The sequence below is a fragment of the Nostoc sp. NMS9 genome (assembly GCF_017114995.1).
Taxonomy (GTDB): Bacteria; Cyanobacteriota; Cyanobacteriia; order Cyanobacteriales; family Nostocaceae; genus Nostoc.
This window is the reverse complement of the sequence record NZ_JABXKL010000029.1, coordinates 25,358-37,807: the sequence shown is the minus strand read 5'-3', so window position 1 is coordinate 37,807 and position 12,450 is coordinate 25,358. Positions and strand designations below refer to the sequence as shown.

Genomic DNA, 12,450 nt, shown 5'->3' with positions numbered 1-12,450 from the left:
ATCAAAAGCCCTCACCCTAAATCCCTCTCCCAAGCTTGGGAGAGGGACTTTGAAATTTGCTCCCCTTCTCCCAACTTAGGGAGAAGGGGTTGGGGGATGAGGGCTTTTGATTCATGCAAGAGGTCTATCGTTTAATTCCCCGATCTAAATCTAATTTCATAAATTCCTAGCAAACCTGCTGCTACTAGCAAAGGTAAGAAATAGTAGACTCCCCGATAAGCTAACATTGAACCCAAAACTGCCGCTGCCGAAACCTTTGAGGAGAGAATCAGCAAAATTATAGTTTCAAATACTCCTAAACCACCGGGTACATTACTAACTACACCTGCAAACATCGCTAGTAAATAGATTCCCAAAAAGTTTAGATATGACAAAGATATATTGCTAGGAAGTAAAGCATAAAGAACTGCCGCCGCAAGAATCCAGTCAAAACTAGAAATTGCTATTTGAAGCAGAGATATTTTAAAAGAAGGAAATCGAAATTCATGCCCACGAATTATTAATGGTTGTTTAATAAAAATACTTCCTAATAAATAAGCCGCAACTAATAGTAGAAAAATTACGCCGATGGGACGCACAGTAGCAAAAGGTAAATGTAATTGAGTAGGAATCTTCAGGGGGTTGATGAGGAACAAGAAACCTGCAACAGCAAACATCCCCAACCAAAAAGTGAAATTGGCGAAAGCAATTACTTGAGCGATCGCTACTGCTGACACTCCCCAACTTGAGTAAAATCGATAACGGATAGCACTGCCAGTCAGCAAAGCAAAACCGATGGTATTACTAAATGCAGAGCTAATAAAGTTAGTGAAAGCTATCTTATTCCAACTTAAAGAACGATTAATGTAGTTAAAACCTAAGATATCGTACCCAATCATCACTAAATAGCCCAAAGCTGTCAGCCAAATTGCCCAGCTTAAGCGGCTTTTGGGGATAGCAGCTAGAGAGTGGAGGATGTCACGATAATTATACTCACGTAATTCGTTAGCGATCGCCAACAGGGAAAGCACCAGCAGCAACAAGCCAAACAAAGAACTGAAATTGAGTCGCAGCTTTTTAAGCATCATGAAGAAACTTATCCTAACTCTTGACTTTTAATTTACAACCAGTCGCAAAGTTTCCATCCTGTTGACACAGCATCGACATATCATTTGCATAAGCTTTTGAAGGCAAGCATCGACTCTACCCAATAATGCTCTGTTTAACCAATGTCCTTCAAAGATGAACTACAAACAATCTAAAATTTTCTTGCTATTTTCAGTATTAACCCTAGTTGGCTGTAATTTCTCTCAAGGTGTCGTCGCAAAACCACCGCAACAGCAAGATTTACAAACAACGCCTTCCGTTCTTCCAACCCAGCGCAATACTAGCAACTCAGCGACTCTCCTAACCTATAAAATTGAAACCTACGATAGTCAAGCAATGGGTGCAAGTCGCACTTATGGCGTTTCTTTACCTCCTGGCTATGAGCAAAACTCAAAACAAAGGTATCCTGTAATCTTTCTCCTCCACGGTGGACATGGTAATCCCACTGATTGGTTTATTCAGAATAAGGGACAAGCTCTCAAGACTGTAGAACAACTTTATACTACAGGTAAGTTGCCACCCAGCATCATCATTACACCAGATGGCAACGACAAGCGTGGCTCTAGTCCTTACCGAGATCCCGAATATATCGATGGCCCTAACGGTAAAGTCTCTACAGCCGTAGGCGATGAGTTAGTAAAAGTCGTGCAAAGCCGTTATCGTACAATAAATAATCCAGATTTTTGGGCGATAGGTGGTTTATCTTCTGGTGGTTGGGGAGCAATCAATGTGGGATTACACAACGTAGATCGTTTCTCGATTTTATTTAGTCATAGTGGTTATTTCAATGATAAAAGTGGGCCAGCAAATAGCCCAATATTTTATATTAAAACCATTCCCCAACAAGCTCAAAAAAGGTTAAAGATTTACCTAGATTCGGGTACATCAGATATTGATGAAATCCGCGAAGCAAAGCGATTTAATAAAGTACTAGAACAACTGAAAATTTATAATTCATTTCGTCAGTTTCCTGGCAGTCACACTTGGCAATACTGGCGGAAACATTTAGCAAATTCATTGACATTTGTCGGCGAACAATTTCGAGCTTCCGAAACAGCAAATATGGCTGAGAAAAATTTAAGTATTAATCATAAAAAAAATGCTCAAAAGAATTAAAAATCCATAGCGCAATGTCTAAGCTAGTAATAAAAAATTTGTAGTAAGCACTTTAGTGCTTAGAAAATTAAGGAGTGAAGTCCTTACTACGAACTTGCTTACCCATGAATTTAAACTTGACAGACTAAGAGTAGAAATAATACTATTTTGCCGAGCAGTTGATACTTAAAATTCAAGGTGAAAAACTATACTGCCATTTTTCAAAAGATTCATTATAGTAAGTTCTAATGGAGGTGATTTTTTTTAAAGTTAAAAGAATATAAAGAATATGAAGATTTATAAATTGTTAATTAGCTTGGTAGGAGCGATCGCACTTCTTACTACTGCTGGTTATTATTATGTATTCATCTTAGGTGCGCCACAACTAGACCCACCCAAAAAAGAGGCAAATATTGGACTAAAGTTTCAATTAGCAACCTTCAACTCCCAAGCGATGGGTGCAGTCCGTAACTACGGCGTGATTTTGCCCCCTAGTTATAGCAAAAATCCACAAAAGCGCTACCCTGTGATATTCTTACTACACGGTGGTCATGATGATGCTCGTGCTTATGCTGATAAATATGCACTCTTAGACGTATTGCATGAACTTTATCAAAGTGGAAAATTACCGCCATCGATTGTGATTACACCTGATGGTAATGATAATCGCGGTTCTAGTCCTTTATACGACCCCGATTACTTTGATGGGCCGAATGGCAAAGTGGGGACTTTGATTGGTTCAGAATTAGTACAAGTTGTCAAGTCGCGCTACCGCACTTTGGAAGAACCCCAATTTTGGGCGCTAGGAGGTCTATCTTCTGGAGGATGGGGTGCATTTAATATCGGATTACGCTATCTCAACAACTTTCAGATTTTGTTTAGCCATAGCGGTTACTTTACTGATGACAGCGGTTCACAAAATAGTCCTCAACAAATTGTGCAACAGCTACCAGTTCAAGATAGGAAGCGATTGCGTGTTTATCTAGATGCGGGTTTGAACGATACTAATTTGCTAGCCTCTACCAAAACCTTCAACGAAACCTTAAATAAGTTAGGCATTACTCACGTATTTTATGCATTTCCTGGAGGTCATGGTTTGTCTGGTGCAAATGTAGGTTGGAACTACTTTCACAAACATCTAAAAGATTCACTCACCTATGTCGGAGAACAGTTTAAAAAGTTAGGAGTTAGGAGTTAAGAGTTAAAAATTGAAAACTCCTAACTTCTAACTCCTCACTCCTAACTACTAATGAAAAATGACAAATAATTTAAAAACTCAGATTGGACTTTGGAGTGCAGCTTTCCTAACAGGTTTAGTCGGAGTAGTAAATTTATTATCAGCAGTGACACCTAACCTGTATGGGCGGACTCACTGGTTAAAGGAATTTTTACCATTTGAAATTCGTGCCAGTGGTCATATATTTGCAGCATTGACTGGGTTTGTTTTATTAACACTTGCTACTAATTTATTACGCCGGAAAAGAATAGCCTGGTTACTAACCATTGCTCTACTAATAATTTCCATTTGCAGCCACTTGCTGAAGGGACTGGACTATGAAGAAAGTCTACTCTCTGGAGTTTTGCTAGTGCAATTAATCTTGATGCGCCATTTTTTCACGGCGCAATCAGACCGTCCTTCCATTGCACGGGGAGTTAGAGTGCTGATAGGCGCTTTATTATTTACCCTGGCATACGGAACTATTGGATTTTACTTGTTAGACGGCAAATTTTCAGAGAATTTTAATTGGCGTGAAGCGATAGTTCAGACTTTAGCGATGTTCTTCACCGAGGATAATTGGGGACTGCAACCAAAGAGTCGATTTGGAGAATTTTTTGCTAATTCTATCTATATTATTGCCGCAGGTACTATTACTTATGCAATAGTAATGCTCTTGCAACCTGTGTTTTGGCGGAATATAGCAACTACAAATGAGCGACAAAGAGCTAAAGAAATTGTCGAGCAATATGGATGTTCTTCTTTAGCAGCGCTTACACTCTTAAATGATAAAAGTTATTATTTTAGTCCTTCGGGTAATAGTGTAATTGCTTATGTTCCCAAAGGACGGGGTGCGATCGCCTTGGGAGATCCCATCGGCCCCATTGAAGACCGCAAAGAGACAATTGTTGCTTTCTGGCAGTTTTGTCAGCGTAACGACTGGTATCCTGGCTTTTACCAAACTATGCCCGATGATGTTGAGCTTTACAAATCGTTGGGGTTTAAGGTACTCAAGATTGGAGAAGAAGCGATCGTTGACTTAAAAAGTTTTACGTTACAAGGTAAAGCCGGTAAAAACTTTAGACCATCAATTAGTCGTTTAACTAAGCTAGGATACCAAATCGACTTTTACCAACCACCCATCACCAATGATTTATTGCACCTCCTCAAACCTATAAGTGATGAATGGTTGAAAATGGTACAAGGTTCAGAAAAACAATTTTCTTTGGGTTGGTTTGACGAAGCTTACCTGCGAGAGTGCGAGATTGCTGTGGTGTATAATCCCGAAGGTCAGATTAGCGCCTTTGCCAACATTATCCAGGAGTATCAACTTAACGAAGCGACTATTGATATGATGCGACATCGCTCATCTCTTGAAAATGGCACAATGGACTTTCTATTTATTTCCCTACTCCAGCATTTTAAAGAGTGTGGTTACGACAGCTTTAATTTTGGTCTTTCTGCGCTTGCTGGAGTTGGAGACAACCCCGAATCGCGCCGCTTGGAAAAAGTATTGCACTATCTTTACGACCATTTGAATCGCTTTTACAACTTCAAGGGACTGCACGCCTACAAAGACAAATTCCGCCCTCGTTGGGAACCGCGTTATTTGGTTTACCCCAGTTTAGCCACCTTACCAGATGTAGTTGTAGCATTGATTCGCGCAGATTCAGGCGATCGCCTCTTCGATTATTTCAAACCCGGAGCCTAAGAGGTTGTTTGAAAAGTAGTTAGCTGTAATTTTAATCACATTATCACCCCCCTTAATCCCCCCTTTACAAGGGGGGAAACAAGAAAAATCTGGTTCCCTCCCCTTTCCAAGGAGAGGGTTAGGGTGGGGTAAAAATAAATGTGGACTCAAAAAATTCGCAATGATTTTGACCGAATTGCTTTATACCATAACACCTCATTGCACAACGATATCTACTAGGGGCTATGCCGACACAACTTGGTATTTGTATGATACAATTGTACTATAAAAGTATGAATGTCTGATAAGTATGCAATGCGAAGTACAGCTTTGCCTAAGTTCGTAGCGAATAAACTCAAACAAACTTTGCGCTCCTCTGTGCTATACTTTGCGCTCCTACCCTACGGGAAGGCGAAGCGCCTATGCGTTTAAACTTAAACCCTCAATTATCCACGAACTTACCAAACTGTGTACAAAGTTTGGTAATCAAATAATTGTGTATTTTTACTTTAAATTAGTACGGTTATAATAGCTTATTTTGGAATATTAATAAACTTCAATAACCGTAGCTATAAAAGATTCTTGACCTTTATATGGAAGGTGGCAATATGACAAATAATCAGATTTTTCTAGTAGAACTAATCCAAATTTTTGCACAATACCGTAATAATATTATTATCAATATTAAGCACCTACAAGAATCTTATCAAAGAACAGGTATTAAACGTATTAGAGGTGTTAGAAACGAAAATGGAGAACTGCTCCAACCTTGGTTGATAACAGAATATATAGATGATCCTGACTATGTTGGTATGGGCGAGTTTCAGTTTAACCGCAATACTGCTACTATCAATATGCTTGTCAAACGTAGAGTTAAACTTGCTAAATTTGAAGACCAAACTCCTACCATTGAAGTAGCAGGGTTATTAGTAAATGACCTCAACACCTTTAATAATTACACAATTGTAAGTGACGGCATAATCAACGTAAAGTCATTACAAGTCAAAATTAGCAGTAAAAAAGTCTTTGATTTACTCAAAGAAAAAGGCATACTGGATGCAGAAAAATTTGATTTCCAGTTAGAACATACGATTCAGTTAGATAATTTGCCACTTGTAGCTGCTAATAGTAGTTACAGCAGTATTGATGGACTATTTAATGAACTAGCAGAAATTAAAGTACTGACTAGTATTATTTGCGCTCACTTGAAAAAAGAGTCAGATGTATTTATCGAGACACAATTAGATGAGTTTAAAAAGCACTATCTGTCTAAAAATATTTACATCAACTTTCCTACAACTAACGAATACACTGACATCAACCAAGCTTTAGTCAATGGTACTATTGACTCAAAATTGAGCTATAAAATCGATATTGGCAGTCAAGATATTCTGAACCTGAGTAAGTTCCCTTCTGCTAACAAGTTTTTCAATAAAATGTATCGCCTTTATGACAAAGAAACTGGAGAAATTATCATGAAGCCGAGTTTTGATATGGTATTTCATGAGAATCTCGCTGTTAGGCACAGGTTATTGTCATCACGTATCAAGATTACAAAAGTTGACGAGTTGATGAAACCAATTTTTGATAATTTTCTTGGGCTTGAGCAAAATGGCATTGTTGGAGGTATTCTTAAGAAAGTTACTGCTGATAGTTTGGCGCAGTTATTACAGGATAAACAAAATGGGAAGCAGATCGGCAAAGAAGAAATGGTTGCAGCTTTAACGGTGGCAAATAACAAGTTAGAAGAATATGCAGAAAATATCTACCAAGATAAAATATCTCCTTTAGTCTTTTACATTGGTTCTACTGGATTATTACCAGATGAAATCGAAGCCAAAGCCATGACCGCTGACGAAGCTGCTGCGAAATACCCAAATTTGCAATTTTCTAAAAATGAGCAAAAAGGTACTTTTTTTGCAGTTAGTGATAGTATTATTAGCATCTATGCAAAAACTGAATATTACAGTAAAATTCTTTCTGCCAGTATAGATAATTAGATTATATAGCAATTATAATTTTTGCTGATTACACAGTAGTGGTACAAATAGTTGTGTCACTACAAACATATATTATGATTCTAGTTTATAACTGCTGGAAAACCTTATGTAAAATCCCAAAAAATTATGGATTTTTAGTATTGTTGCATTTATTTATTGTCAGCCAGTAAATTTGGCTGTATGGATTTATTTTGTCGAATAGGAATCTCAATTATAAACGTTGCTCCTTCTCCTAGAGATGAAATACATCGCAGTTGACCCTGATGTTTTTCTGTGACAATTTGATAACTAATTGACATCCCTAAACCAGTTCCCTTACCTACTACTTTAGTTGTAAAGAAGGGATCGAATAGACGTTGTTGAACTTCTTGTGACATTCCCACTCCATTGTCAGCAATCTCAATAGCAACCCAATCTGAGTTGAGTAACCCAGTACTAATAGTGATTTGCGGATTGCAACTTAACTCCTGGTTATTGACATATAACTCTTCCAAAGCATCGATCGCGTTAGTGATGATATTCATAAATACCTGGTTAAGTTGACCGACGTAACACTCTATTAGAGGAAGTTGAGCATACTCTTTAATAATTTGGATTTGGGAACTGTCAGGCTTGGCTTTGAGGCGGTTTTGCAGAATCATTAGCGTACTATCAATACCGCTATGGATATCGACTGCTTTCATTTCTGCTTCATCCAGTCGTGAGAAGTTCCGCAACGACAGTACAATGTTACGAATGCGATCGCTGCCCATTTTCATGGAATCTAGTAATTTTTGTAGGTCTTGAATGACAAAATCTAACTCGATCGCTTCTATTCCTTCCTGAATAACTGGTGTTGGATGAGGATATTCTTTTTGGTAAAGTTGCAGTATTTCTAGCAATTGTTGAATGTATTCTTTAGCAGGAGTAATATTGCCATTGATAAAATTAATAGGATTATTAATTTCGTGAGCTACACCCGCGACTAATTGTCCCAAAGAAGACATTTTTTCTGTTTGAATTAGTTGTGCTTGGGTCTTTTGTAATTGTTCAAGGGTTTCTTGAAGTTGTTGGTTTTTTAGAGTTAATTCTTGCTCTCGCTGTCGCAAAGCAGCCTCTGCTTTTTTGACAGCAGTAATATCTAAACCCATTTCCACAACCATCGGCTCACCATTCATATCCTTGAACGGATAATCGTAAATCTGATATACCCGGCCTGTTTTACTATCTACCCATTCCCAGAGTTGCGGAGCATTACTGTCAAAAACGTGAAAGGTGGGACATTCAGGACAAGGTTGCTTTAAGCCGGCGATCGCTTCGTAACAACGTTTCCCTGTAGGATCTCCAAATACGTCGCGGAAGCGTTGGTTATAAAATCCCACCCCGTAATCCTTGGGTTGCAGATAGAGAAAAGCTGGTAACTGATTGAGTAGGTTATAAAGGCTTTCGCGTTCAGTTTGCAGCGCTTCTATTCGCCGTAGTTGTTGGCTGATGTCTTTACCTACTGCATAAATGAGTCCCTTTTCAGAAGTTGATAAACTCCAACACAACCACCTATAACTACCATCTTTATGAAGATAACGGCTGTCCCAGTGCAACTGTTGCTGTGGTTCCGTTGGCAAGTGACAGATTGTGATATCCTCTGGATGCACTAATCCCAGCCACGGATACCCGATTAAGTTTTCCGCTTTCCATCCCAACACTTGTTCCCATGCTGGATTCACTTGCTCATAAAAACCATCTTGTCCGATGATACAGAATAGGTCAGATGAAAGGTTAAAAAAATCTTCCAGATTAAACACAGTAATCTTGTCACTCAAATTGTGCCTTTAAGGTAACTAAGCATATCCACTAACTTCAATGTTAAGATTACTGAAGTAATTCCTATCCACTATTCTTCAGTACTTTTACTTAAAAAAACATGTGCGGCAACTGCCTATCATTAGCAGTTACCTAAAATACAGCTAAAGCTTGGACGAATTGCAGAATAAATAGGACTTGTGGGTGAAGATATTAAAACAATAACACTATTTATAATCTATAAAGACAATAACAAAATAATACTGTAGTAAATAATTTTCAAATCATTAATAATGATTTGAAAGTAGCGCTTTACAAAGTAAGAATAACCTGCAATTCCTACAAAGCTTTTGTATTTTTCTAAAAATTGCTGTTTACATCCTCAATGCTGACTGGATAAATAATTCAGCAATGCTACCAAGTCCCATCCCAAATTCTGGAATTATGAATATAAGCATCATGGCAAAGAGTCCAAATTGGCTATATTGCAGTGGCTTTAGCTGAGGAAAAATTTCACTGAAAATATGAAATCCATCAAGTGGTGGAATTGGCAAGAGATTAAACAGAAATAATGTCAAATTAATCCGAGCTGCTAAATAAAAAAAATCCTCACTCAAAATTTCTGAAAGACTTAGATTAGAAAGAAATTTCAGCACCATAATAAATAGAACGCCTAAAGTCAGATTTGATAATGGCCCGGCTGCCGATACCAAAATGTTGCCTAGCTTACCAGAGCGAAACTTAGATGGGTTGACGGGCATTTGTCCCCAAGCTATACCCATAAGACAGAGAAAGATGATTGATTCTTTGCCCATGTGAACTACAGGATTCAGCGTCAGATGACCAGTCTGTTGTGGAGTGTTATCTCCCTGACTCATCGCAGCCCAGCCGTGAGCAAGTTCATGCAAAGTGATCGAAAATATGACAATGGCAACGATTCTAAAAAAATGAATCGGCTCTGTGATGAGTGTTTCGATAAACATACTTTACTAAATTTTGGTAATGCTTCATCTGTGGAATAACAAGCTATTGATATAAATGCTATTAAAATATTTACTTAATCTGCCAGGGTGATTTTTGGTATATTTTATAAATCAAAATTTACTATTTTTATTAATCTCAGTTGATTTAATAACTTCAAAAAATATTTCATAACACTTGAAGGATTTTAAAGCCTGGTAGGGACTACGTATTTATTTTATTTTTTAGTATATAAAAATTTAATTCCTGAGTTAATGCTTTAGTTAAAGGTATAAAAAGTTACTTAAAGCCTAGAAAATAACATATCACTGAATAGATCGGCTTTATTTGTGTCTAACCGCATCTATAGTTTTATGTTTCTTGACTCAAAACAGAGTCGCTATTGTCTTGTTATTTGGGTATATCACTTTGCAAAGTTAATTTTATTACCTGATATAGTAATAGATTTACTAACAATCTTTAAGAAAATTACGCAGAAATCAGCTTCAATGAGACAATCTGACCTAATCTTCTCAACCTAAAGGAAGACATGAACGATCGCACAAAGGCTCTCCAGGCTCTCGCCGCTGAACGTTGGCGGGTATCCTTGATTCTGACTGGAGCCATGATGTTTATTTACTTTGGCTTTATCCTATTAATCGCGTTCAATAAGCCCCTGCTGGGGTCATTAGTAGTTCCTGGTCTCAGCCTGGGAATTTTACTGGGGGCGCTGGTAATTGTCTCAGCATGGGTATTAATTTTTATCTACGTGCGTTGGGCAAATAGCAGTTACGACGACCAAATCGCAAGGCTGACACGCAAATGAAAATTGGGAATGGGGGATGAGGGGGAGAAATCAATTCAAAATTTAAAATTCAAAATTCAAAATTAAAGAACTCCTGCCTTCTGCCTTCTGCCTCCTGCCTCCTCTTTCCCAATGGCCAATGCCCCATGCCCCATGCCCAATAGCTATTAGCAATTTCTAGTCCCAAATCCAAAATCCTAAACCAAAAAAGCATGAATAGTGTGTGGTTCGATCTGCCACTAGCGGCGGATATTACTAGTCTTGGTAAGTTTAACCCGTTAGCGATCGCTTTCTTCTTTCTGTTTGTTGTAAGTTCTCTAGGCATTACCTATTGGGCGGCAAAGCTCACCAAAAATACTGCACAGTTCTATACAGCTGGCGGTAAGATCAGCGGTTTCCAAAATGGGCTGGCCCTAGCAGGAGACTTTATGAGTGCAGCTAGCTTTTTAGGTATAGCTGGGCTGGTGGCACTCAACGGCTTTGATGGCTTAATTTATTCTATCGGCTTTCTGGTGGGCTGGCCGATTGTTATGTTTCTAATTGCCGAACCATTACGTAACTTAGGTAAATACACCTTTGCCGATGTAGTGGCTTATCGCTTGCAGCAAAAACCTGTACGTATCGCCTCTGCGATTGGAACGCTGGTAGTAATTAGCTTTTACTTAATTGCCCAGATGGTAGGTGCTGGTGAGCTAATCAAACTACTGTTTGGTTTTGATTATGAATTAGCTGTGGTCATCGTCGGTTGTGTGATGATGGCTTATGTGATTTTTGGCGGGATGATTGCCACCACTTGGGTACAAATTATCAAAGCAGTTTTGTTGCTTGGCGGAACTGTCTTACTAGCTATCTTGGTACTGGCACGATTTGGCTTTAACCCGATCGCTCTTTTCGCTGCTGCATCCCAGAAGTATACAGGTGTATTAGCTCCAGGCAAACTGGTTTCCGATCCCTTTGATGCTATCTCTTTAGGGATGTCGTTGATGTTCGGCACTGCTGGATTACCCCACATCCTAATGCGTTTCTACACAGTACCCGACGCTAAAGCAGCGCGGCTCTCTGTTACTTATGCCACAGCTATTATTGGCGTTTTTTATCTCCTTACCTTCATTCTGGGTTTTGGAGCGATGGTGCTAGTAGGTCAAGATGCCATCAAGCAAATTGGTACTGGTGGTAATATGGCTGCGCCGATGTTGGCAGAATTTCTCGGTGGTGATGCTTTCTTAGGCTTTATTGCTGCTGTTTCCTTTGCGACGATTTTGGCAGTTGTCGCAGGGTTGACACTCTCAGGTGCAGCTGCATTGTCCCACGATTTGTGGGTGAATGTGGTGCGCTCTGGCCATGCCGACGAGTCAGAACAGCTGAAGGTGGCTCGCGGTGCGACAATGCTTTTGGGGTTAGTAGCGATATTCCTGGGCATCTTGTTTAAAGGACAAAATGTAGCCTATATGGTAGGTTTAGCATTTGCGATCGCTGCGAGTGCAAATTTTCCAGCGTTGCTCTTATCAATGCTTTGGCGACGCTTCACTACCAACGGTGCGGTTGCGAGTATGTTAGTAGGTACTGTCTCATCTTTGGTGCTGATTTATTTGTCACCTACTATTCAAGTTACAATTCTCAAGCACGCTTCTGCACCCTTTCCGCTAAAAAATCCTGGATTAATCAGTATCCCACTGGCGTTTATTGTGGCGATTGTCGTTTCACTATTGAGTACTGAACAACAGGCACAGGAAAAATTTGCGGAAGTAGAGGATCGCATTCACATTGGTTCTGAGATGTGATTTTGTGAAAGCACAAACAATTATAAGCGGCGGCTTTC

Annotated in this window: 9 protein-coding genes; 6 read left to right on the top strand and 3 right to left on the bottom strand. The window is 39.0% G+C overall.

Features of this window, described 5'->3' with window-relative positions; translation table 11 throughout:
• Positions 1-131: 131 nt before the first annotated feature.
• Positions 132-1,064, bottom strand: a complete 933-nt coding sequence (locus HWQ40_RS10185) for a lysylphosphatidylglycerol synthase domain-containing protein (protein WP_292777301.1) — start codon at positions 1,062-1,064, stop codon at positions 132-134.
• A gap of 157 nt (positions 1,065-1,221) precedes the next feature.
• Here HWQ40_RS10185 and HWQ40_RS10180 point away from each other — a divergent pair, with 157 nt between their 5' ends.
• From HWQ40_RS10180 to HWQ40_RS10165, 4 genes are all read left to right on the top strand, one after another.
• On the top strand, positions 1,222-2,202 hold the full coding sequence (locus HWQ40_RS10180) for an alpha/beta hydrolase-fold protein (RefSeq protein ID WP_292777267.1): 981 nt from the start codon (positions 1,222-1,224) through the stop codon (positions 2,200-2,202).
• Between the two features lie 268 nt (positions 2,203-2,470).
• Positions 2,471-3,379 carry an alpha/beta hydrolase-fold protein gene (locus tag HWQ40_RS10175; protein ID WP_292777265.1) on the top strand — a complete coding sequence of 303 codons (909 nt, stop codon included), beginning with the start codon at positions 2,471-2,473 and terminating at the stop codon, positions 3,377-3,379.
• Positions 3,380-3,437: 58 nt separating this feature from the next.
• On the top strand, positions 3,438-5,108 hold the full coding sequence (locus HWQ40_RS10170) for a phosphatidylglycerol lysyltransferase domain-containing protein (protein ID WP_292777263.1): 1,671 nt from the start codon (positions 3,438-3,440) through the stop codon (positions 5,106-5,108).
• Positions 5,109-5,695: 587 nt separating this feature from the next.
• The gene (locus HWQ40_RS10165) at positions 5,696-7,087 is read left to right on the top strand and encodes a hypothetical protein (RefSeq protein ID WP_292777261.1); all 1,392 of its coding nucleotides are present in this window, start codon (positions 5,696-5,698) and stop codon (positions 7,085-7,087) included.
• Positions 7,088-7,236: 149 nt separating this feature from the next.
• On the opposite strand, the gene HWQ40_RS10160 is transcribed toward HWQ40_RS10165, so the two are convergent.
• Positions 7,237-8,886, bottom strand: coding sequence for an ATP-binding protein (locus HWQ40_RS10160; protein WP_292777260.1), 1,650 nt, complete (start codon positions 8,884-8,886; stop codon positions 7,237-7,239).
• 354 nt (positions 8,887-9,240) lie between these two features.
• Complete coding sequence (locus HWQ40_RS10155) at positions 9,241-9,849, bottom strand: site-2 protease family protein (protein ID WP_292777258.1); 609 nt, start codon at positions 9,847-9,849, stop codon at positions 9,241-9,243.
• A gap of 527 nt (positions 9,850-10,376) precedes the next feature.
• On the opposite strand from HWQ40_RS10155, the gene HWQ40_RS10150 reads away from it, so the two are divergent.
• Together HWQ40_RS10150 and HWQ40_RS10145 are read left to right on the top strand one after the other, a co-directional pair.
• Positions 10,377-10,652: a DUF485 domain-containing protein gene (locus tag HWQ40_RS10150; protein ID WP_094349845.1), complete on the top strand. Its 276-nt coding sequence runs from the start codon at positions 10,377-10,379 to the stop codon at positions 10,650-10,652.
• 191 nt (positions 10,653-10,843) lie between these two features.
• Positions 10,844-12,412, top strand: a complete 1,569-nt coding sequence (locus HWQ40_RS10145) for a sodium/solute symporter (RefSeq protein WP_292777256.1) — start codon at positions 10,844-10,846, stop codon at positions 12,410-12,412.
• Positions 12,413-12,450 lie beyond the last annotated feature (38 nt).